The 20,071-nt window shown below is 58.1% G+C and carries 23 protein-coding genes and 1 tRNA gene; 13 read left to right on the plus strand and 11 right to left on the minus strand.

What is annotated here, in order from left to right:
- Nucleotides 1-18: 18 nt before the first annotated feature.
- Nucleotides 19-106, minus strand: a tRNA-Ser gene (locus CHN51_RS04890).
- Nucleotides 107-313: 207 nt separating this feature from the next.
- Here CHN51_RS04890 and CHN51_RS04895 point away from each other — a divergent pair.
- From CHN51_RS04895 to CHN51_RS04920, 6 genes are all read left to right on the plus strand, one after another.
- Complete coding sequence (locus CHN51_RS04895) at nt 314-1,318, plus strand: peptidylprolyl isomerase (protein WP_100095432.1); 1,005 nt, start codon at nt 314-316, stop codon at nt 1,316-1,318.
- A 494-nt stretch (nt 1,319-1,812) separates the two neighbouring features.
- Nucleotides 1,813-2,802 carry a peptidylprolyl isomerase gene (locus tag CHN51_RS04900; RefSeq protein WP_100093019.1) on the plus strand — a complete coding sequence of 330 codons (990 nt, stop codon included), beginning with the start codon at nt 1,813-1,815 and terminating at the stop codon, nt 2,800-2,802.
- 86 nt (nt 2,803-2,888) lie between these two features.
- Entirely contained in the window at nt 2,889-4,010 is a 1,122-nt protein-coding gene (ald, locus tag CHN51_RS04905) for an alanine dehydrogenase (protein WP_100093020.1), read from the plus strand.
- Between the two features lie 130 nt (nt 4,011-4,140).
- Complete coding sequence (locus CHN51_RS04910) at nt 4,141-5,112, plus strand: oxidoreductase (RefSeq protein ID WP_100095433.1); 972 nt, start codon at nt 4,141-4,143, stop codon at nt 5,110-5,112.
- Nucleotides 5,109-5,318 carry a DUF5818 domain-containing protein gene (locus CHN51_RS04915; protein WP_100093021.1) on the plus strand — a complete coding sequence of 70 codons (210 nt, stop codon included), beginning with the start codon at nt 5,109-5,111 and terminating at the stop codon, nt 5,316-5,318. Before CHN51_RS04910 ends, CHN51_RS04915 begins: the two co-directional genes overlap by 4 nt.
- The gene (locus CHN51_RS04920) at nt 5,315-5,833 is read left to right on the plus strand and encodes a GNAT family N-acetyltransferase (protein WP_100093022.1); all 519 of its coding nucleotides are present in this window, start codon (nt 5,315-5,317) and stop codon (nt 5,831-5,833) included. The genes CHN51_RS04915 and CHN51_RS04920 overlap by 4 nt, the downstream gene beginning before the upstream one ends.
- Here the strand turns inward: CHN51_RS04920 and rpoN are convergent.
- The 5 genes from rpoN to CHN51_RS04945 form a co-directional block, all read right to left on the minus strand.
- The gene (rpoN, locus tag CHN51_RS04925) at nt 5,830-7,338 is read right to left on the minus strand and encodes an RNA polymerase factor sigma-54 (RefSeq protein WP_100093023.1); all 1,509 of its coding nucleotides are present in this window, start codon (nt 7,336-7,338) and stop codon (nt 5,830-5,832) included. The genes CHN51_RS04920 and rpoN overlap by 4 nt on opposite strands.
- Before the next feature lie 2 nt (nt 7,339-7,340).
- Entirely contained in the window at nt 7,341-8,102 is a 762-nt protein-coding gene (gene lptB, locus CHN51_RS04930) for an LPS export ABC transporter ATP-binding protein (protein WP_100095434.1), read from the minus strand.
- Between the two features lie 232 nt (nt 8,103-8,334).
- The gene (locus CHN51_RS04935) at nt 8,335-8,883 is read right to left on the minus strand and encodes an LptA/OstA family protein (protein WP_100093024.1); all 549 of its coding nucleotides are present in this window, start codon (nt 8,881-8,883) and stop codon (nt 8,335-8,337) included.
- Entirely contained in the window at nt 8,884-9,528 is a 645-nt protein-coding gene (gene lptC / locus CHN51_RS04940) for an LPS export ABC transporter periplasmic protein LptC (RefSeq protein WP_100093025.1), read from the minus strand.
- Nucleotides 9,529-9,585: 57 nt separating this feature from the next.
- On the minus strand, nt 9,586-10,203 hold the full coding sequence (locus tag CHN51_RS04945) for a ribonuclease D (RefSeq protein ID WP_100093026.1): 618 nt from the start codon (nt 10,201-10,203) through the stop codon (nt 9,586-9,588).
- 343 nt (nt 10,204-10,546) lie between these two features.
- Between CHN51_RS04945 and CHN51_RS20095 the strand changes: the two genes are divergently transcribed.
- Nucleotides 10,547-10,801 carry a DUF4870 domain-containing protein gene (locus CHN51_RS20095; RefSeq protein WP_346426341.1) on the plus strand — a complete coding sequence of 85 codons (255 nt, stop codon included), beginning with the start codon at nt 10,547-10,549 and terminating at the stop codon, nt 10,799-10,801.
- Nucleotides 10,802-10,989: 188 nt separating this feature from the next.
- The gene (locus tag CHN51_RS20295; RefSeq protein ID WP_100093027.1) at nt 10,990-11,655 is read left to right on the plus strand and encodes a cold-shock protein; all 666 of its coding nucleotides are present in this window, start codon (nt 10,990-10,992) and stop codon (nt 11,653-11,655) included.
- A gap of 146 nt (nt 11,656-11,801) precedes the next feature.
- Here CHN51_RS20295 and CHN51_RS04960 read toward each other — a convergent pair whose 3' ends face one another.
- The 4 genes from CHN51_RS04960 to CHN51_RS04975 form a co-directional block, all read right to left on the minus strand.
- On the minus strand, nt 11,802-15,227 hold the full coding sequence (locus CHN51_RS04960; protein WP_123906239.1) for an autotransporter domain-containing protein: 3,426 nt from the start codon (nt 15,225-15,227) through the stop codon (nt 11,802-11,804).
- 344 nt (nt 15,228-15,571) lie between these two features.
- Entirely contained in the window at nt 15,572-16,036 is a 465-nt protein-coding gene (locus CHN51_RS04965; protein ID WP_240616866.1) for a DNA starvation/stationary phase protection protein, read from the minus strand.
- A gap of 119 nt (nt 16,037-16,155) precedes the next feature.
- On the minus strand, nt 16,156-16,722 hold the full coding sequence (locus CHN51_RS04970) for a TMEM165/GDT1 family protein (RefSeq protein WP_100093030.1): 567 nt from the start codon (nt 16,720-16,722) through the stop codon (nt 16,156-16,158).
- An 11-nt stretch (nt 16,723-16,733) separates the two neighbouring features.
- Nucleotides 16,734-17,069, minus strand: coding sequence for a hypothetical protein (locus tag CHN51_RS04975; RefSeq protein WP_123906240.1), 336 nt, complete (start codon nt 17,067-17,069; stop codon nt 16,734-16,736).
- Between the two features lie 196 nt (nt 17,070-17,265).
- Between CHN51_RS04975 and rpmG the strand changes: the two genes are divergently transcribed.
- Complete coding sequence (rpmG, locus tag CHN51_RS04980) at nt 17,266-17,433, plus strand: 50S ribosomal protein L33 (protein WP_066741431.1); 168 nt, start codon at nt 17,266-17,268, stop codon at nt 17,431-17,433.
- A gap of 18 nt (nt 17,434-17,451) precedes the next feature.
- Here the strand turns inward: rpmG and CHN51_RS04985 are convergent, their stop codons facing one another.
- Nucleotides 17,452-17,820, minus strand: coding sequence for a response regulator (locus CHN51_RS04985; RefSeq protein WP_089133587.1), 369 nt, complete (start codon nt 17,818-17,820; stop codon nt 17,452-17,454).
- Between the two features lie 52 nt (nt 17,821-17,872).
- Here CHN51_RS04985 and CHN51_RS04990 point away from each other — a divergent pair, with 52 nt between their 5' ends.
- The 4 genes from CHN51_RS04990 to CHN51_RS05005 are packed head-to-tail and all read left to right on the plus strand — an operon-like array spanning nt 17,873 to nt 20,068.
- The gene (locus tag CHN51_RS04990) at nt 17,873-18,163 is read left to right on the plus strand and encodes a DUF3572 domain-containing protein (RefSeq protein WP_100093032.1); all 291 of its coding nucleotides are present in this window, start codon (nt 17,873-17,875) and stop codon (nt 18,161-18,163) included.
- Complete coding sequence (locus tag CHN51_RS04995) at nt 18,156-18,833, plus strand: hypothetical protein (protein ID WP_100093033.1); 678 nt, start codon at nt 18,156-18,158, stop codon at nt 18,831-18,833. The genes CHN51_RS04990 and CHN51_RS04995 overlap by 8 nt, the downstream gene beginning before the upstream one ends.
- Nucleotides 18,834-18,845: 12 nt before the next feature.
- Nucleotides 18,846-19,313, plus strand: a complete 468-nt coding sequence (locus tag CHN51_RS05000; protein ID WP_100093034.1) for a RidA family protein — start codon at nt 18,846-18,848, stop codon at nt 19,311-19,313.
- Nucleotides 19,310-20,068, plus strand: a complete 759-nt coding sequence (locus CHN51_RS05005; RefSeq protein ID WP_100093035.1) for a glycerophosphodiester phosphodiesterase family protein — start codon at nt 19,310-19,312, stop codon at nt 20,066-20,068. The genes CHN51_RS05000 and CHN51_RS05005 overlap by 4 nt, the downstream gene beginning before the upstream one ends.
- Nucleotides 20,069-20,071: the final 3 nt, after the last annotated feature.

Genomic DNA, 20,071 nt, shown 5'->3' on the forward strand with positions numbered 1-20,071 from the left:
TGGTGAGAAATAGGTGAATGGCGGAGCCGGAGGGATTCGAACCCTCGATAGGTTGCCCTATACACGCTTTCCAAGCGTGCGCGATCGACCACTCTGCCACGGCTCCGCAAATACCGCCTGACCCGTGAATCCGGTCGAATGTCAGACAGCGCCGCTTCCCTAATGCGGGATTCGCGCTTTCGCAAGCGATAGTGTGGAGTTAGGGTGGTGCTAAGCAATTAAACCCGTTCGCGCTGCGCTTGCCGAAACGCAGTTGCAGACGCTCCTGGTCCTTCGACAGGCTCAGGACGAACGGAATTTTGGGGATATGTTTATGAGAAAGATCAGCGCCGTCACTTCAACATTCGCCCTGTTGATGGCGACACCCGCAATCGCGCAGGACACCGAAACAGCCGAATATCCGAGCCCCAATGCGATTGTCGAAGCGGCCCCGGCCAGCGACTGGGTGAAAATTCCGCCGAGCGACCTGCTCGTCATGGATCTCGCGCCCGATGCCGAAGGCAACGAGCGCCGCGTGGTCATCCAGCTGATGCCCGAGCCTTTCTCGCAAGGCTGGATCCGCAATATCCGCAAGCTTGCCGCCGCGCACTGGTGGGACGGCACCAGCATCAACCGGGTGCAGGATAATTATGTCGTGCAATGGGGCGATGCAGGGTACGATAATCCGGAATCGGGCGAGACAGAGCAGAAGGCTTTGCCGGATGGGTTGGAGACGGTGCCGGAGAGCGATTATGTTGTCGAAACCCATATTACGATACGGGAAATGCCTTTTACCCATAAGCCAGACGCTCAAAAGATACGGGAGTATGCTCTACAACACTGGGTGCCTCGCGACATTTATGCGCCTTCCGTCCGATTTCAAAAAGGATGGCCCGTAGGGCGGAATGATACACAGAGCTGGCCCATCCACTGCTACGGCGCGGTAGGCGTGGGCCGCAACTATTCCCCCGACACTGGCAGCGGTGCCGAACTTTACACCGCGATCGGCCATGCGCCGCGCCATCTCGATCGCAATATTGCGGTGGTCGGGCGGGTCATCGAGGGCATCGAGCATCTCTCCAGCCTGCCGCGCGGCAAGGGGCAGTTGGGATTTTACGAGGACGCGAGCAAGCGCGTGCCGATCACATCGATCCGGCTGGGTGATGCACTGGCCGAAAAACCGGCTCCCGCCTTCGAATATCTCGACACCAACAGTGCCATTTTCGCCCAATATGCCGACGCCCGGGCCAATCGCCGCGATCCGTTTTTCATTGTGCCGGCTGGCGGCGCGGATATCTGTAATATTCCGGTGCCGGTGAGACGGGTAAGCGGCGAGTGAGGAGTGCAGTGCACCTGCGGAGGCAGGTGCCCATCTCTTGTCATGGCGTCTAGCCGCTGGCCCGGGAGAAGGATCCCCGCCTTCGCGGGGACACAATGGACGCCTTTCCGCTTTCCGACATCATGATATGTGATTCACGGATGGTTCCCCGGCGAAGGCCGGGGCCCAGAATATTCCCGCTTTCGCCTTTTAAACCGCACCGGCAGGACTCGACTGGACCCCGCCCTTCGGCGGGGCACAATTTTGCCTTTCCTACATCCGGTAATTTGGATTAATCTGGCCTCATGTTCCACCCCCTTTCCTCGACCTTCCACCCTCGGTTTCCAGCAATTTCCGTGCGCCGATCATCTTCCGGAATAGGGGGTGTGACCCTGTGTGACCCAAAGAATGTTCCCCGCCCTGCGGCGGGGCACGGAAACCGCCTTTACAGGGGAAGCAGGATTTCTTTTTCTTAACAATGTAAAGTTTGTAAAGTTCAGCAAGGAAAGAGTCGCATGAAAAACTATTTTCGATCCGCGCATATCGCCTTTTGTTCGCTTGCGGCAGCCTGTTTTTCACTCGTGTCTCCCGCGCTCGCGCAAGAAGAAACGCCGCAAGCCACCCCAGCAGAAATCCTCGCCGCTGCCCCGGCCGAACACTGGCTGCCCATCCCCCTCACCGACCTGATGATCCTGACTCTACCAGACGCCCCCGACGGAACGAAACGCCAGGCGGTGATCCAGTTACTCCCCGCCAATCTCTCCGGCGGCCATGTCCGCAACGTCCGGACCTTCGCAAGGAACCGCTGGTGGGACGGCACCAAAATCTATCGCGTCGCCAAGGATTTCGTCACCCAGTTCGGCGGCAATCCCGATGCCAAGACACCGCCCAAGGGACTCGAGACCGTGCCGGAGAGCGAATATTTCAACCAGGCGCTCGGGGCGAAACGCGACACCGATATGGCGGCACTGAAGGCTGCGGTGGATTATAGCAATCAATATCAGGGCACGGAAATCGAGCCGCTCACGAAGATGATTTACGAGAATACGGGTGCGCAGACGGTCGGCTTTGGCGGCGGCTGGCCGATCGGCAGCCAGACCATCGACGGCGAGACGAAATATTATCCGCTGACCTGTCGCGCGTCGCTGTCCCCTGCCCATTATGATCCGCCGGACACCGGCAGCGGCGCGGAAATGTCGGTGATCACCGGCGAAGCGGCGCGCAGCCTCGACACGACCTTCGGCATGGTCGGACGAGTGATCGACGGACTGGAGCATTTGCAGAATCTGCCGCTCGGCACCGATCCGGGCGGCTTCTATGCCGACAAATCGGAATATGTCGAGATAAAGTCGATCCGGCTGGCCAGCGAGCTGCCGCTGGCAGAACAGCCGTCTTATGAATATCTCGCCAGCTACAGCCCGTCGCTTCTGCAATATATCGAGGCCCATGGCGGCTATGGCAATATCTGCACCGTCCCGGTGCCCATTAGGAAAGTTTCAGAATAGGGTAATAAAATTACAACGCGTCTCGCGCGCAGCGTCATTTGCTGGTAATGATGTGCGATTAGACTCGTCAGAACAGGAGCTCCTCCATGCGCGTTGGTACCCCCAGAGAAATCAAGAATCACGAATATCGGGTCGGCCTGACCCCCGAATCGGTCCGCGAGCTGACCGCCAATGGCCATGATGTGCTGGTCGAGACCGGCGCCGGCCTTGGCATCGGCGCCGAAGATTCCGAATATGTCGCCGCCGGTGCAACCATTGCTGCGACCGCTGCCGAAATCTTCGAAAAATGCGAAATGGTGGTCAAGGTCAAGGAACCGCAGGCGGTTGAACGGGCGATGCTGCGCGAAGGCCAGATATTGTTCACCTATCTCCACCTCGCGCCCGATCCGGAACAGACCGCCGATCTGGTCAAATCCAGGGCAACCTGCATTGCCTATGAGACGGTAACCGGCACCGGCGGGCTCCCCCTGCTCAAGCCGATGAGCCAGGTCGCCGGCCGCATGTCGATCCAGGCCGGCGCAACCGCGCTGGAAAAAGCCCATGGCGGCCGCGGCATATTGCTCGGCGGCGTCCCCGGCGTGGCTCCCGGCAAGGTCACGATCATCGGCGGCGGTGTCGTCGGTTTCAACGCTGCACAAATGGCCGCCGGCCTCGGCGCGGATGTGACGATCCTGGACCGTGATCCGGACGTGCTCGAATCGGTGGGCACCCATTTCGAATCGCGGGCCAAGACGCGCTTCTCGAACAAGGCCAATCTGGCCGAATGTGTGGCCGAAGCGGATCTGGTGATCGGCGCGGTGCTGATCCCCGGAGCAGAAGCGCCGAAACTGGTGACCCGCGACATGCTGTCGACCATGCGGCCCGGTTCGGTATTGTGCGACGTGGCGATCGACCAGGGCGGCTGTTTCGAAACCTCGAAGCCGACCACCCACGAAAATCCGACCTATGTGGTCGACGATATCGTCCATTATTGCGTCGCCAATATGCCCGGTGCGGTCTCGCGGACCTCGACCTATGCGCTCAACAATGTGACCCTGCCGCACACGCTGGCGATTGCCAACAAGGGCTGGGAAAGCGCGCTGCGCGAGGATCGTCATCTGGCCGAGGGGCTGAACGTGTGGGATGGTCATGTAACCTACAAGGCGGTCGCCGAGGATCTGGGCTATGACTATATGCCGGTGTCGGAGGTTGTGGGATTGAAGGCTTAAATCTGGTTGTAGGCGATCGCCATATTGTGCACCTGCGCAGGCAGGTGCCCATCTCCAGACAGTTGGGCCAGACGCAATAGTTGGAGATGGACCCCGGCCTTCGCCGGGGCACTGAATGAAGGAACAACAGATGGCAGCAGCAGACCAGAAACCGCTCGGATCGGGCTTTCACGCGAAGAGCGAACCGCACGAGATACTCGCCGGCATCGATCTGACAGGCAAGACCGCGATCGTCACCGGCGGCTATTCCGGCATTGGTCTGGAAACCACCCGGGCGCTGGCGAATGCCGGTGCCACGGTGATCGTCCCGGTGCGCGATCCGGCCAAGGCGGAGGAGAATCTTGCCTCGATCGAGGGCGATGTCTCCTCGGCAACGATGGACCTCGCCGATCTCGATTCGGTGCGCGGCTTTGCCTCTTCGGTCTATGACTCTATCGATGCGCTCGACCTGCTGATCAACAATGCCGGTATCATGGCTTGCCCGCTCGAACGCGTCGGGCCGGGCTGGGAAAGCCAGTTTGGCGTCAATCATATGGGCCATTTCGCGCTGACCAAGGCGCTCCTGCCCTTGCTCGAAAAGGCAAGCGCACCACGCGTCGTCGCGCTGTCATCGATTGCCCACAAGCGAGGTGGCATCCTTTGGGACGATATCCAGTTCCAGACTAGCGAATATCAGAAATGGGTCGCCTATGCCCAGGCGAAGAGCGCCAACGCCCTGTTCGCCAATGCGCTCAGCCGGCGGATGCAGGCCTTTGGCGGACGCGCTTTCTCGGTCCATCCGGGCGGGATTTTCACGCCATTGCAGCGCCATTTGCCGGTCGACGAGCAGGTTGAACTGGGCTGGCTGAACAAGGACGGCAGCGTGCCACCGGCGGTTGCCGCAATCTTCAAGACGCCGGCACAGGGCTGCACCACCAGCCTGTGGGCCGCCACCTCACCGCTGCTCAATGACATGCCCGGCGTCTATTGCGAGGATTGCGACGTCGCGCAGCTGATGGGCGAGGATAGCCTGCCCTATCAGCATTGCGCGCCGCATATCACGGTGGATGAAGACGCCGAGCGACTCTGGGAGATCAGCGAGAAACTGCTCGCCGCTGCATGATGGAGACGGAAGACCAGGGTGCCGGTGAATATGGCGGTCTGCTGCAGCGCGATGCGAGCGGCTTTCTGTTGCAATGCGATGATGGCCAGCGCTACCGGCTCGAACTGCTGCGCACGCCGGTTGACGAGGTCGAGAAGCGGGTGGTGGTAATCGGCCGGGTCATCGACGGCACGCTCCTGGAAGCGGACGGGATAAGGCTGGCATGAATTTCGTACCTGCACAAAACGGCGATATCCCGGCGCTCCACGCGCTGGTCGAAAGCGCCTATCGCGGAGAGAGCGCGCGGCGCGGCTGGACCCACGAAGCGGACCTGCTCGGCGGGCAGCGGACCGATGCCGAGGCGTTGCGCGAAATGATCGCGGCGGACAATCAGGTGATCCTGCTTGCAAAGAAGGGCAATGCGATCACCGGATGCGTCCAGCTCTCCCGTGTCGGTGGGGGGCTTGCCTATCTCGGGCTGCTGACTGTGGATCCTGCCTTGCAGGCGGCTGGCCTCGGCAAGCAATTGCTGGGAGAGTCAGAACGGTTTGTGCGGGATCAATGGCAGGCCAATGCGATCGAGATGACCGTCATCCGCCAGCGCGAGGACCTGATCGCCTATTACGAACGCCGCGGTTATGCGCGGACCGGCGAGCTGCGTCCCTTCCCGCATGGTGATCGGCGCTTCGGCCTGCCGAAGACCACGGAACTGGAATTCGCGGTGTTGCGCAAGCCTGTCTAGGCGGCCTTGCCTTCGAGCGCCTTCTGCCGGCGCCGCTGGACCGAGCTGCCCAGACCCAGCGCTTCGCGATATTTGGCCACGGTGCGCCGGGCAATGTCGAACCCCCGCTCCTTGAGCAGGGCGACCAGCTTGTCGTCGGACAGGATCTTCTTGGGATCCTCGTTATCGATCAGGGATTTGATATGACTTTTTACCGCTTCCGCCGACGCCGCTTCGCCACCGGTCGAGGACTGGATTCCGCTGGTGAAGAAATATTTGAGCTCGAACGTCCCGCGCGAGCAGGAGAGATATTTGTTGGATGTCACCCGGCTGACGGTCGACTCATGCATCTCGATCTGCTCGGCGATATTCTTAAGCGTCAACGGCCGGAGATGCGCTACACCCTTACGGAAAAACTCTTCCTGCTGCTTGACGATCTCGGTCGCGACCTTGACGATCGTCCGCTGCCGCTGATCGAGCGCCTTGACCAGCCAGTTGGCGTCGGCGAGGCATTCGTTCAGCCATTCCTTCGACTGCTTGTCCTGCGCGCCGTCCTTCAGTTCGGAATAATAGCTGCGGTTCACCAGCACTTTGGGCAGGGTGGCGCTGTTCACTTCGATGATCCAGCGGTTGGTCCGTTCCGCGACAAACACGTCCGGCACCACGGACTCGACCGCCCCGCCGCCGATCTTGCAGCCGGGCTTCGGATCGTAATTGCGCAATTCGCTGATCATATCCATCAGGTCTTCGTCATCGACACCGCATATGCGCTTGAGCTGCGGCAGCGCGCCCTTGGCCAGCAGATCGAGATTATCGATCAGCCGCGCCATGGCGGGATCATAACGGTCCGCATCCCTGGCCTGCAATGCCAGACATTCTGCCAGATCTCTGGCGCCGACACCGACCGGGTCCAGTGTCTGGACGACACCCAAAATGCGCTCGACGTCGACAAGACCGACATTCAGGCGCTGCGCCAGCTCCAGCAACTCTGCCTGCAAATAGCCGCATTCGTCGATCTGGTCGATGATATGCTGCGCGACAAAAAGATCGATTCCGGAAAGCACTGCGCCGGCCTGTTCCATCAGATAGTCGGTGAGATTTGTCTCGGCCACCAGCATATTCTCGAAATCGGGCGCTTCGCCCCCGGGTGCCGAACCGGAACTGGCACCGTTCAATCCGAGCTGTCCGTCGAGCGCGCCATCGCTGTCCGACAGGCTGTTATTGGTAAAACTGTCCGTATGCCCTTCCATATCCAGAGCCGCTTCGGCTTCCGAAGGTCCGGCAGACAATATTTCGTCGCTGCCCTGCGCGCCCGGTTCGGCGGGCGGCTCCGGACCATCGCCAGACTCGCCGCTCTCGGTCGATATTTCGCCGGTATCCAGAAGCGGGTTCTTCTCGATCTCGTCGGAAATGAAGGTTTCCAGTTCGAGATTGGACAAGGTCAGCAGCTTGATCGCCTGCTGCAGTTGTGGCGTCATCACCAGCGACTGGCTTTGTCGCAAATCGAGGCGAGGCGCGAGTGCCATGGCTAGAGCGCAAAGCCCTCGCCGAGATAGAGCCTGCGAACATTGGCATCGGCAACCAGGTCTTCCGGACTGCCAGCGAACAATACCTGGCCGTCGTAGATGATGCAGGCGCGGTCGACGATATCCAGTGTCTCGCGCACATTATGGTCGGTGATCAACACGCCGATGCCGCGCTCGCGCAGCTGGCAAACCAGATCACGGATATCGGCGATCGACAGGGGATCGATGCCGGCAAAGGGTTCGTCGAGCAGCACGATTGAGGGGCTTGCCGCGAGCGCGCGGGCAATCTCGCAGCGCCGCCGTTCACCGCCCGACAGCGCCATCGCCGGGGAACCGCGCAATTTCATCAGTCCGAATTCATCGAGCAGACGGTCGAGCGTTTCCGCTCTCACGCCGGAGTCGGGCTCCACCATCTCGAGCACCGCCATGATATTCTGCTCGACGGTCATACCGCGGAAGATCGATGTTTCCTGCGGGAGATATCCGATGCCGAGAATCGCACGACGATACATCGGCAGCGACGTGATATCCTCTCCGTCGAGCATGATCCGTCCGGCATCCGGCCGGACCAGACCCATGACCGAATAGAAGCAAGTCGTTTTGCCCGCACCGTTGGGGCCGAGCAACCCGACGACTTCGCCCCGGCCCACAGAAAGGGAAACATCGGAAAGAACCGAACGCTTGTCGTAGCTCTTGGCGATTGAAACCACCGCCAGGCCATGTTCCATGGCATCGCTGGCCATCGCGGCACCCGGATCGGCCATCGTTGTCGCGTCGGTCGCGGCTAAATCATTCATCACTGGTCCTCATTCGCATCGGCTGCCCTGCCTGTCGGCGGACAGCATGCCTCAATCTTATCGGAATTGGCAAGCTTTGTGCATGGAAGATTGAAATGCCCCATCAACGGTTGAAAATCCAGTGGCATCGGTTGCCACGCCGGCATGCGCCTCCCGCTGCCGTAATCGAACTGGATTCCCGATAGCACTGGTCGAAAATTCAGTCTTTCCGCTGTGGAACCGTGAAGGTGCCGGAAACCCGCCCGCTGGAATCCTGCGAGCCGACCGAAGAACCGCCGGTCGAACGCCCGTCGATCGTCGACCTGCCTGATTCGAGGTCGATAATGACCCGGCCACCGGAGAGTCGATTCGTTCCCTGAGTAAGCGTGACATTGCCGATCAGGGTTATCAGTCTCCGGTTGAGGTCATAAATGGCGACATCTCCAGAAGCGGTATCGCCGGCCTTGCGGATGGTGACACCGCCCGATGCGTCAATCCGGTCGATCTCGATCCCGCCGGTGCTGCGATAGGCCACGGTCATGCGCGCTGCATTGAGCGTCAGCCCGGCCTGATCGACTCGCACGGAACCCGACAGGACAACGCGGTCGGCCCGGTCCTGAACCTCGATCCGTCCGGCGTTGAAATTCACCGGTGCATTGCTGTCATGGCTTCCGAATACCTGGGCCGGTGCCGAATCCGTGAACAGGAGAAATGCAGAAGCAAGAACAAAACTGCCCGCAGTCAGGGAAAGAAAAGGGTGTAATTTCATCTAGCGTCTTCTTAGTCCATTTTGTTCGATCCGCAAACGCGCATTGCCATCAAGGCGGACCGTGCGCTCCGCCAGATCCGCTTCGAGCCGGTCTGCACCGAAGGTTCCGATATTGGTCCGCCCTTCCACCGAGCCATCGCTGCGCAAGCTGCGCTGCTTCAAATCAATAGTGACATTGCTGGTCGAGAGACGATAGCCATTGGCCGCTTCAACCTGCACCGGCCCCGGTACCCGGACATTCTCCTGATCCATGTCATAGCTGCCCTCGCTGGCGCGGATTTGGGCCGGCCCCTCTTTCAGCAATATCCGGGCCGACAGATCCTGCAGATCGACAATTGCTTCGCTCGAGCTTTTCTGCACCGCAGAACCGGCCTTGAGGGAAAATGGACGGCCTTCGCTATCTTCGCCGCGATACAGCGCCTCGGTAACCCGCATCCGCTCCTTGGCGACGTCAACGCTGTTCTTGTCCAGAACGAAGCTCAGTTCGCCGCTTGTCGTAAAGGGCGCCAGCGCCAGCATCGCGCCCAACAGGCCAACCCCCACGGGAAGAATGAAGCGCAGCCATTTGATGTTCCGGTCATGCGAACTGTTGGGAGCGGCGAACTCCTGGCGCTTTGTCCGGACAGGGTTGACGGTCGCAGGCATGGCTAGCCCCTCATCCGCTGGCAATCGGCACCACGGCCGAGCAGGATTTCTATCCGTTCAGGCATGCGCAAAAATGTCGGTTTCCGGCCAGCCGGCGAGGTCGAGTCGTGCCCGGTCCGGCAAAAAGTCGAAGCAGGCCTGCGCGAGGGCCGTTCTGCCTTCCCGCTCGAGCCGGATTTCCAGTTCATCCTTCAGCCGGTGCAGAAAGCGAACGTCCGATGCGGCATATTCCTGCTGCGCGTCGCTAAGAACAGGATTGCCCCAGTCGCTTGATTGCTGCTGTTTCGATATATCCTGGCCAAGAAGCTCGCGGACCAGCTCTTTCAGCCCGTGGCGATCGGTATAGGTCCGGATGAGCCGCGAAGCGATCTTTGTGCAGAATACCGGTTCTGCCATCACGCCCATATAATGTTCGATGGCGGCGAGATCAAAACGGGCAAAATGATACAGCTTCACCCGGCCGGGATCGGACAAGATCGCCCGGAGATTGGGGGCGGAATAGTCGCTGTCAGGACCAAAACGGACCAGATGCTCGTCATCCCCGCCATCGGATATCTGGAGCAGGCAGAGCCGGTCACGCGGGGTCTGGAGGCCCATGGTTTCGGTGTCCACAGCAACCGCGCCGCCGCCGAGGACGCCTGCCGGGATATCTTCTTCATGAAAAAAAACTGCCATTGATATTTGCCTGTCCAATTTATCGCTGAACCCGCTGCATTTTCCCCAACCTACCACTCGGTATGACACCATATTCGGCAGCGGGACATGGCCCCGTGCCAGAGCTACGGCTGTGAAAATTGACAGCAGTTCATCTTTGAATATGCTATGTGCCGCAGGCCGGTTCAAACAGCAAGTTTAGTTTGAGCTTCCATTTGCATGGCAAATGCGCGGTTATGACAGGGGTTTGACAATATGACAGAGAAAGCACCCGAACCGGTCGCTCCCGGTTTTGATCTGAACAAGGCCACCATAATATCGCTACTCTAATATTGCCGGCTTCTTCGTGGGGATTACCGGCCTGGTGGGCTTCGTTCTTGCCCTGATATGGAAAGACGAGGTGGCAGGCACGTGGGAAGAAAGCCATTTGCAATTTCACGTCATGACATTTGTCATCGGCCTGGTGGTCGGGATTATCGGTATATTACTGTCGTTTCTGTTGATCGGCATCCCGATTCTTCTGGCGCTCGCGGTCTGGATATTGGTCCGTTCGGTCGTCGCATTGTTGAAAGCGCAGAAACACGAACCCCTGGCCGATCCGAAAACCTGGCTTTTCTAAGCCGGATCGTTCGAATATCAGATTCGCCCGGCCACCTGTCAAAACACCGAATTCGTTCGCTTATTCCTTCGTTTTTCTATATGGTTGGCACGTGCGGTAATAGGATTCGCGCAAAACAATGGTCCGGAGATCGTCCGCTGTGACATTGAAATTACTGGGTAGGGCGAATTGAAAGTGACGATTTAAGAATGGGTTTTGACAGAAACCGGCGAGGTAGAGGCCGGGACAAGCGCGACGGCTTCGGTGACGAAAACTTCGATGGATATCAAGGTGACAGCGGTCCACCCGTAGAGAGATATACGCGGCCGGACAGTGATTCCGGCGGCAGACGAGGCGGCGGCATGCCCGACCAGGTTGTCGGCGAGAGCACCGGCACCGTAAAATTTTTCAATGCGCAAAAAGGTTTTGGTTTCATCGTGCAAGACGGTGGCGGCGAAGATGTTTTTGTTCATATCAGCCAGGTTGAACGCGCCGGTCTCAAGGGACTCGCGGAAGGGCAGACCTTGCGTTTTTCGCTGGTCGATCGTGGCGGAAAGGTTTCCGCCTCCGACATTCAGATCGAAGGCGATCTCATCGAGGTTCCGGCGGGCGGAGGCTCCCCTCGGGAAGACCGTGGCGGTCCTCCACGTCGGGAACTGACCGGAGAGAAGGCAACGGGTACCGTGAAATTTTTCAACGGCACCAAGGGGTTCGGTTTCATCCAGCGTGATGATGGCCAACCCGATGCGTTTGTCCATATTTCAGCCGTAGAGCGTGCCGGCATGCGCGGGCTGGAAGAAGGCGACAAGCTGGAGTTCGAACTGGAAGTGGATCAGCGCGGCAAGACGGCGGCGGTCAATCTGGTCGCCAAATAACGGGTTCGATCCTATATATTCTGAAAATGGCGGGCTTTGACCCGCCATTTTTTTGCCCTGTGAAGACCGCGAGATACTCGTCAGATCACCCAGATACAGAAAAGCCCGCCGGATTGCTCCGACGGGCTTTTCCGGATTTCTAACCGTTAGAAGCGGAAGCTGATCGCGCCCGAATACAGCTGGCTGGACACATCTGACCGGCCGACCGTTGAATCGGCGGAGAGGTCAAACGAGACATTGCCCATATTGTACCGCAGCCCGACGCCAACTTCGCCCCAGTTCTTGTCGCGTTCAGCCAGTGCGAATGGAGCCACAGCACCATTGCCACCGACAAAATTTGCACCGAAGCTGTTCGGGTTGTCCTGGAATTCATGGACATAATTCATCGACGCGCGCATCTGCAATTTCCGGCCCGGCTTGGACTTGAACTCGATACCCGCGAGGCCCTGGATGCTCTCATAGTCGGGACGGATGATCGTCAAAGCCGGTCCACCGCCCTGTTCGTCGACATTGCTGAAGTTGATCTTGGCCGCGCGTGCCCGAATTCCGGGAGCGGCGATCACGTCGAGCATTTCCATCTCTTTCGACAAGCCGAGTTCAGCAGCATAGACCATGCTGTCGTCATCGGTGGTGAGGCTGAAGGATTGGGTACCAAGCGAAACGGTACGCAGCGTCTCTGCATTATAGGTACCGACCGTCGCCCGGCCATCCAGAACCAGACCGCCTGACATTTTCTTCCGACCGTAGATCGAACCCATGATCGCTGTCGATTGCGCCGTATTGCCAAGGGCAGCCGTCGCATCCACATCCGAATAATATGCCGAGACGCCGATGAAGGAGGCTTCGTCGAGATAATATTCGAGACCACCGGCAATGAAGAAGCCGTCAAACTCGTCTTCTCCGTCGGATCCCGGAGCGGGATTGGTGAGAGGCATGGAACCGCCATCCCCGTTCACAAAACCACCGGCGAGATAGACGGCCATGTCTTCGTTGACACCACCGGAACGCACTTCGGTATCGTCCGCATTCGCGGCAGCGTCACTCAGGACGCTTGCGCCGTTCATTGCCAGCCCGCCCAGTGACGTGGCCGCCAGCTGCATCGGACGACCGATTACAGCGATGGTACCGCCATTGGAGGACCGCTCGGCCAGACTGATTCTGTTCTGGTAGAAATCAGAGACATTGCCGAGGAAAGACTGACCCATGGCCTGAACAGTAGATTCCGTTGTCGGCGCCCAGCTGTCAAACGTCGCCTGGATGGTACCGGCATCGGTAAAGTCGAGGAAGGTGAACAGATCTGCAACAGCCGTGTTGCCACGGTTGTTGTCCATCAGAGCAGCAAAGCTGACCTGAACCGCATTATCTGCAGCGATCACATTCTGATAGCTTTGCGCGCTGATGGTTACGTCGACAGCATTTGCGCTATAGCTGAATTCGGAAAGCAGAATCGCCGAAATTTGCGCCGCGCCATCGAACTCATCCGTAACGCCATCGGTCGCAGTGAGAATCTGGTAATTGCTGGCTGTTGCAGTCTGGAAACCACTGACCGGCGAGAACACGACAGTACCGCCTAAATCAGCAGCACCATTGACTGCGAGAAGATCGGAATCACCCGATGCGCCAATATCAACCAGCAGCGTGGAGCCGGAAGACAGGATGGTGTTGCCATTGACCGTCAATGTTCCGATCGTCCCCATCGTGCCCGGTGCAATTCCACCCATCACATTTGTCAGGAATGGCGTGTTCACCGAGCCGGTACCGGACAGCAGACCTGCCATCAGGAAATAGTCGCCGACAGATGTCAGAGAACCATCGATATTTACCATGCCCCCGGCCTGAGTAACATCGATAAGGCTGGTCAAGCTTCCGTCTGCGGTAATATCAAGCCCGGCAGCGCCAGAAACAGTCAGGCGGTCAATCTCAACCGTGCTGCCCAGAGTGGTGATGCCCGCATTGCTCAGCGTGACATCATAATAAGCGCCAGCGGCTCCCAAGCCATCCGGATCGACATTATTTGGCACGAAATCGGTTGCGCCAGGCAATCCGTTAGCAATTGTCGGCGCTGGCAGCGGATCGCCTTCCGCATGGCTTTCCAGAACCGGTTCGCTGAATTGCGCATTGGCCGCTCCGGAAACAACGGTTGCACCGGCATCGTCCGCAGCAGCTACTTCAATTTCGACAGTCGCACTGTTATTGGCCAGCGGAGAGGTGCCATCCGTCAACTGCACCGTCGCACTGTTATCGCCCAAAACGGTAACAGAGCCAGCGGCCGCACCGCCGTTGTTCATCACAGCGGCTGGTAAATCATCACCAGCGGGATCGGTCGGAGTGATTTCACCGTCGCTCAGATCAATACAGACATTCCCGCCAATCGCACCGACAACCGGTCCTTGAATACACACTGCGCCAAAATCCGGTTCCACAGCATTTACGCCGCCCGGTTCTGTCGTCGGGATACCATTTACAATGGCACCACTCTCATCAATGATACGGTAGTTGGGATCAAGCAGACTGGTCCAGTGGCTTCCATCTTCCCAATCGCCATCACCAGCATTTGCGGTTACGTAGTGATAGGCGTTATTGGCCGCGATATAGTCCCAGAATTGGAACAGAGGCTGATAGAAGCTGGCCGAACCGAGCTGGTCGGAACCTCCTAAAAAACCCGCGCCGCCGGACAATACGCCCAGTACCAGATCTTCGCTGGTTATTGCATTATTGGCTGCATCCAGAACAAGCGGACCGCCTGAATCGCCGCCGGCGGTTGTTCCCTCGTTTGGCAATGCCTCATCGCGTAACCAGTTGAAATCCGAGAAAACCGAACGATTTCCATTGGCATCTTCTATGCTGTCAAAGTCGGCCCAGTAGAGATTTTGTGGGAAATCGGCTCCGAAGGGCTCAGGACCAACCAGTGGCTCTCCCAAATCGTTCAGCGATGCTAGGGCACCCAAATAGTTTTCGACCAGGCGCCGACGAAAATCAATGCCATCGACAGCGCCATCAACTGCATTACCGGTTCCGCCATAGCCGGTCTGATTAACATGATATCCGGTGCCGGTTACCGAATCGATTGCGCCTGGATCAGGCAATGCGGAAAACAGAATAGCCCAGGTCGGAATATCCGCCGCTGGTGTGTCAAGCGTCGCCAGCGCTACATCGGCTTCCAGAAAACCGGTAGGTGCGGACGCGATATTCCAGTTTACCTGATTCACATTGTAGAGAAAATCAGCGGTGTTGGTGCTGAAGCCACTGCCAAACCAGTTCAGGATTGCAGGAAAATTATCAACGGCAAACCCGAAACTAATAGGAACGCCGCCGGTATTGGAGCCATATGCATCTTCCGGCCGGCTATTCACGCAGTGAGCCGCAAAGATCACGGTTCTGGGATTGATCAGGGTTCCGGTACACAAGCCAACAGATCCACCACCGTTGGATATGACCATCTGACCGACGCCATTCACTCCACCATCTTCATCGACAATGGATTCGCTGGTTTCGTTTTGACCAGGCACAATGGCCTTTGCCGGCGATGCCAGCGCGAGAGTAGCAATTGCGCCGGCTGCTGCTGTACGCAAAAGTACCGATCTTTTGGAATGTCCGAAATTCTTGATCATCGAAGAATGCCCCTTACAATATTAAGTCAGAATAGACCTCTGCCATTACTGTGCTTGGTTTTCTGACTTGAATCAAAGGCAAATTTACCATTTTACCAAAACGGGGCTAACGAACAGCAGTTTTCTGGGATTTCCTGAGAGCGAGATTACGAATTTTGGTTACATCTGTGATGATTTGGCAACAGAAACGTCAATATTACGGCCACAGACTCTTCCGCCGCCAGTTTAGCCAAGTAAACGGGCGGCGGAGATATATTGACACTGTCATTTTCTATGCGGTCAGACAGTTGATGCCTAAACTTGAGTCAGTCTTTCTGGGCGATCTCGAGCAAAAACCAGGCCCGTTCTTCTGCCTGGTCGGTCCAGTCGTCGAGCAGACCATCGGTCGCATTGTCACCGGCTTCTCCTGCAAGTTCCTTTGCTTCCCGCAGCGTTTCGACCAGCTTCAGATTATCGGCATGTAACTCGGCGAGCATATCCGATGCCTTCACCTTGGCACTGTCATTGTCCGAAATGCTCTGTCGCTTGGCGATATCGCCGATTGAGGTAAGCGTCCGATGTCCATTTTTCCGGACCCGTTCGGCGATCAGGTCCGTGGTGGCAAGAATCTGCGCCGCCTGCTCGTCGAACATCAGATGATAGTCGCGGAAATGGGGGCCGGAAACGTGCCAGTGAAAGTTCTTGGTCTTGAGATAGAGGGCGAAACTGTCCGCCAAAATCCCGTTCAGCGCCTCAGCTACGGCTTTCTTTGCATTGTCACCTGTGGTCATGTTCGATCTCCTTTTCGGAATTTTCATTCTACAGCAGGAAGACTAAACCATATCGACTGATCGATAAAACGAGAAGAATTGCTATCTAAGATTGATAACATCGATCTGTTCGAGTCGGGTCAGAATATACCCCATGCGCCGAGCGCGACTATCATACCGACGATGATAAAGCCGGCACCACCGGCATAGCGGACGCGTGCCATCGGAACATGCGCGGCCATTTGCCGGTGGAACAATATCGCGGGCACGCAGGCGATCATCACCCCGGCCCATCCTCCGGCGGCGGCGAAGGCCGCCATGTCCGTCCGGGCAGCGGTGGCCATCAGGACAAATTGTCCCTTGTCACCCAGTTGCAAGATGAAGAGCCCGAGAAACGACGTCCAGAACGGCCCTAACCGCCATTTTTGCAGCAAGTCGACCGGGCGGCGCCAGACCACCATGCCAAAACCGGCAAATATCAGCGACAGGGCATAGAAAAGCTGCAGAGCATCTTCACTGATCCAGCCATGGACCGCCGATCCGGCGATGGCGGAAATCACGCAATTGCAGAGCGTAGCCAGGCCGAGGCCGCAGATGACCGGCGAGACACGGGCATATCGTATCGCCAGAGCGGCGCACAATATCTGCGGCCGGTCGCCAAATTCGGCAACGGCCAGAGCAAAAAGCGAAGTTAGGAAAGCATCCACAAGGCCCGGCGTCAGGCCTGCCCGCCGAGACGAAGCGCGACATTGGCCAGCAGCGCTTCGGTCATCGCCGGGTTTATCTGGCCCATATCGAGCGTGGCGCGCATGGCCTCGAGATATGAACGCGCGATGGTCATGGCACCGCCATTTTGCATGGCCGGCTGCAATGCGCTTTCCAGCGCGGAGCTGAGGTCGCGAAGCGCCGAAAGCCGGTGCTCGGCCGCTTTTTGCCGGACATGGTCCAGATGCATGAGAAATTGCAGTGGATGACGAGCGGCCAGTTCCGCTGGCAGATTGTCGAGCAAGTTCAGCATTTCTGCCTGTACAAACGGATTTTGATCATGGTTCATCGCAACGGCCCCTGTTTCCGGATGACCATGCAAAAACATGGTTAAATAGTCGTAAATGGAACGCCCTTTGCCACGCCGGGAAGCGTGAAGGCTTTTTCTTGACATTCATCGGGCTTTTCACCATTAGCGCGGGAACGAATGCGGCGCCCGATAGCGTCGCTGTTTTTATTTCAGCTTCTGCCTTAAGGAATGCACCATGGCGAAACCAGCCAATGTAAAGATCAAACTCGTCAGCACGGCGGACACAGGCTTTTTCTATGTGACCCGCAAGAACCCGCGGAATCTCACCGAGAAAATGGTGCAGCGCAAATATGATCCGGTTGTGCGCAAGCATGTCGAGTTCAAGGAAGCCAAAATCAAATAAGCAGGCTTTGGCCAGTCTTTAGCGGTGCAGAACTTTCTGCACCGATTCGATGAATTTCGCGACCGATATCGGCTTTGAGACATAAGCCTCTGCCCCGGCACTCAAAATCCGGTCCTCGTCCCCCTTGCCGGCATAAGCGGTGACGGCCATGATCGGTATGATCTTGAGCTGCCCGTCTTTCTTGATCTGCTCGATCAGTTCCAGACCGCTGACATGTGGCAACTGGATATCCATGACGATCAGATTCGGCACGAAGCTTCGCGCCTTTTCGAGCACTTCCCGGCCGTCGCTGACCGGCTCGACAACAAAACCGTGGGCCCGCAGCAGATCACAGAATAGCTTGAGGTTCAATTCATTGTCCTCAACCACCAACACTCTTTTTGCCACAGCCGGATTTGCCCTTTCAAACTTGCTGCCAAACCATTAGGCGAAAGCGGCAATGGAAACAAATCCCAATCTCGGGCCGGACAGCGAAATCATCGCCTTGCAGGCGCTCGGATGGGTGCTGCAGGATCAGGATCGCGCCGAGCGACTGCTCGCCCTGACCGGCCTCGATCCCCGCGAACTGCGGTCGGGTCTCGAAGACCCGGCGATGCTGTCATCGCTGCTCGGTTTTCTCGCCAATCACGAACCCGATCTGGTCGCCTGCGCCGACGCTATCGGTGTCGCCCCCGAAAAACTCGCTGCAGCAGCGCAGCATTTAAACTCTTCCGGAGACTTTTATGAGTAACAAGCCGCTTCTGATCAGCGATTGCGATGAAGTCCTGCTGCACATGGTGGTCCCGTTCCAGCAATGGCTGGACAGTGACAAGCATATCCATTTCGACCTGGAAAACGGCAATAATTTCGCCAATGCCCTGCGCCATAAACATGACGGGACCCAGGTATTGCCGGAACAGATCTGGCCGATGCTGAAAGAGTTTTTCGACAATGAAATGCACCGGCAGGGCGCGATCGAGGGCGCGGTTGAATCCATCAACAAGCTCGGTGAAATCGCCGATGTCGTGATCCTGACCAATCTGCTCGATGACCGCCGCGAAGCCCGCGCCGAGCAGCTCAAGGCCGTCGGCATCGATTTTCCCGTCTATACCAACCAGGGCGGCAAGGGTGAACTGCTGGCCGGCATTCTCGCGGAATATGAGCCCAGCGTGACTGTTTTTGTCGATGATCTGGGTCACCAGCACGGCAGCGTCGCCAAACATGCACCCGACGTATGGCGCCTGCAAATGGTCGGTGAACCAATCATGGCCAGACATGTCACCACCAACCCGGCCGCCCACGCCCGGATTGACCTGTGGGGCGAGGCTACGGCCTGGATATCGGACAAGTTTGACAATGCCGTACCGGCTCCGGCGATGGACTTGCCATCGCAAGAGCTTGACCCTGCCAACCATGCGTGAGAGTTTTGCCTTATGACCGACAATATTGAACAGGCCCTGATCGCCAAGGGCATTGAATTGCCGACACCGGCGGCCCCGGTTGCCTCTTATGTTCCCGCCATCGAAATGAATGGCATGCTCCATATCAGCGGACAGGTCTCCATGCACGACGGCAAGCTGATCACCGGGCGGCTGGGTGACGATATGTCACTGGAAGACGGGCAACAGGCCGCCAAGGCCTGCGCGCTGATGATCGCAGCGCAAATCAAGAAAGCTGCTGGATCGCTCGACCGGGTGGACCGGATCGTGAAGCTCGGGGTCTTCGTCAACAGCACCGCGGACTATACTGACCATCCCAAGGTCGCAAACGGCTGTTCCGACATGATGGAAGTGATTTTCGGCGCCGCCGGGCAGCATGCCCGAAGCGCGGTCGGCGTGGCCTCGCTGCCGCTTGGGGTTGCGGTCGAGGTTGACGCCATCATCGCCCTGAAGCCCGAGTGATCGCGAAGCTGCTAGACAATGCGCTGGCACCCGCTCCGGCGGCCGGTCGCGTAGCATTTCTGAAAGGCCAGCCCTATGCGCATCGGGGTCTGCACGGAAGGGGCGTACTGGAAAACAGTCCCGCCGCCTTCGAGGCCGCGATCAAGCTGGGTCACGGAATTGAATGCGATGTCCAGGCCGCCGAAGATGGGCGCGCCTTTGTCTTCCATGACTATGAACTGGACCGGCTGACGGACCGGAGCGGCCGGATTGGAAACCTGCGGGCCGACGATATTGACCGGATCCAGCTCAATGACGGCCATGGCAAGATTCCGCGCTTGCGCGAAACCCTTGCCCAGATAGGCGGGCGGGTCCCGGTCCTGATAGAGATCAAGTCGCGCAGCGTGCGGGTAGGCCCATTGTGTCTTTCTGTCCGCAGGGCATTGGAAGGTTATGGCGGCAAGGCAGCCATCATGTCGTTCAATCCGCTGGTCTGTGCCTGGTTTCGAAAGAATGCCGACCATATCGTCCGGGGACTGGTCGTGACGGAAGAAGACAGCGGGAACTGGCGCGGAAGGATCGCGCGTCATCGCAATCTCTGGGCAGCGAAGCCCGATTTCCTGGCTTATGATATCCGCGACCTGCCGTCCCGCTTTGCCGCAGCCCAGCGGGCGCGCGGCCTGCCCATCGTCACCTGGACCGTGCGGTCCGCCGAGCAGGAAAAAACCGCGGCCCTCTATGCAGACGAACCGGTTTACGAGATTCCGGAGAGCTGATCC

This window comes from Sphingorhabdus sp. YGSMI21 (assembly GCF_002776575.1).
GTDB lineage: Bacteria > Pseudomonadota > Alphaproteobacteria > Sphingomonadales > Sphingomonadaceae > Parasphingorhabdus.

Bases quoted from the DNA above. Each gene is read 5' to 3' on its own strand.
- CHN51_RS04895 (WP_100095432.1), top strand. From the start codon at position 314: ATGAGAAAGATCAGCGCCGTCACTTCAACATTCGCCCTGTTGATGGCG.
- CHN51_RS04900 (WP_100093019.1), top strand. From the start codon at position 1,813: ATGAAAAACTATTTTCGATCCGCGCATATCGCCTTTTGTTCGCTTGCG.
- ald (WP_100093020.1), top strand. From the start codon at position 2,889: ATGCGCGTTGGTACCCCCAGAGAAATCAAGAATCACGAATATCGGGTC.
- CHN51_RS04910 (WP_100095433.1), top strand. From the start codon at position 4,141: ATGGCAGCAGCAGACCAGAAACCGCTCGGATCGGGCTTTCACGCGAAG.
- CHN51_RS04915 (WP_100093021.1), top strand. From the start codon at position 5,109: ATGATGGAGACGGAAGACCAGGGTGCCGGTGAATATGGCGGTCTGCTG.
- CHN51_RS04920 (WP_100093022.1), top strand. From the start codon at position 5,315: ATGAATTTCGTACCTGCACAAAACGGCGATATCCCGGCGCTCCACGCG.
- rpoN (WP_100093023.1), bottom strand. From the start codon at position 7,338: ATGGCACTCGCGCCTCGCCTCGATTTGCGACAAAGCCAGTCGCTGGTG.
- lptB (WP_100095434.1), bottom strand. From the start codon at position 8,102: ATGGCCGATCCGGGTGCCGCGATGGCCAGCGATGCCATGGAACATGGC.
- CHN51_RS04935 (WP_100093024.1), bottom strand. From the start codon at position 8,883: ATGAAATTACACCCTTTTCTTTCCCTGACTGCGGGCAGTTTTGTTCTT.
- lptC (WP_100093025.1), bottom strand. From the start codon at position 9,528: ATGCCTGCGACCGTCAACCCTGTCCGGACAAAGCGCCAGGAGTTCGCC.
- CHN51_RS04945 (WP_100093026.1), bottom strand. From the start codon at position 10,203: ATGGCAGTTTTTTTTCATGAAGAAGATATCCCGGCAGGCGTCCTCGGC.
- CHN51_RS20295 (WP_100093027.1), top strand. From the start codon at position 10,990: ATGGGTTTTGACAGAAACCGGCGAGGTAGAGGCCGGGACAAGCGCGAC.
- CHN51_RS04965 (WP_240616866.1), bottom strand. From the start codon at position 16,036: ATGACCACAGGTGACAATGCAAAGAAAGCCGTAGCTGAGGCGCTGAAC.
- CHN51_RS04975 (WP_123906240.1), bottom strand. From the start codon at position 17,069: ATGAACCATGATCAAAATCCGTTTGTACAGGCAGAAATGCTGAACTTG.
- rpmG (WP_066741431.1), top strand. From the start codon at position 17,266: ATGGCGAAACCAGCCAATGTAAAGATCAAACTCGTCAGCACGGCGGAC.
- CHN51_RS04990 (WP_100093032.1), top strand. From the start codon at position 17,873: ATGGAAACAAATCCCAATCTCGGGCCGGACAGCGAAATCATCGCCTTG.
- CHN51_RS04995 (WP_100093033.1), top strand. From the start codon at position 18,156: ATGAGTAACAAGCCGCTTCTGATCAGCGATTGCGATGAAGTCCTGCTG.
- CHN51_RS05000 (WP_100093034.1), top strand. From the start codon at position 18,846: ATGACCGACAATATTGAACAGGCCCTGATCGCCAAGGGCATTGAATTG.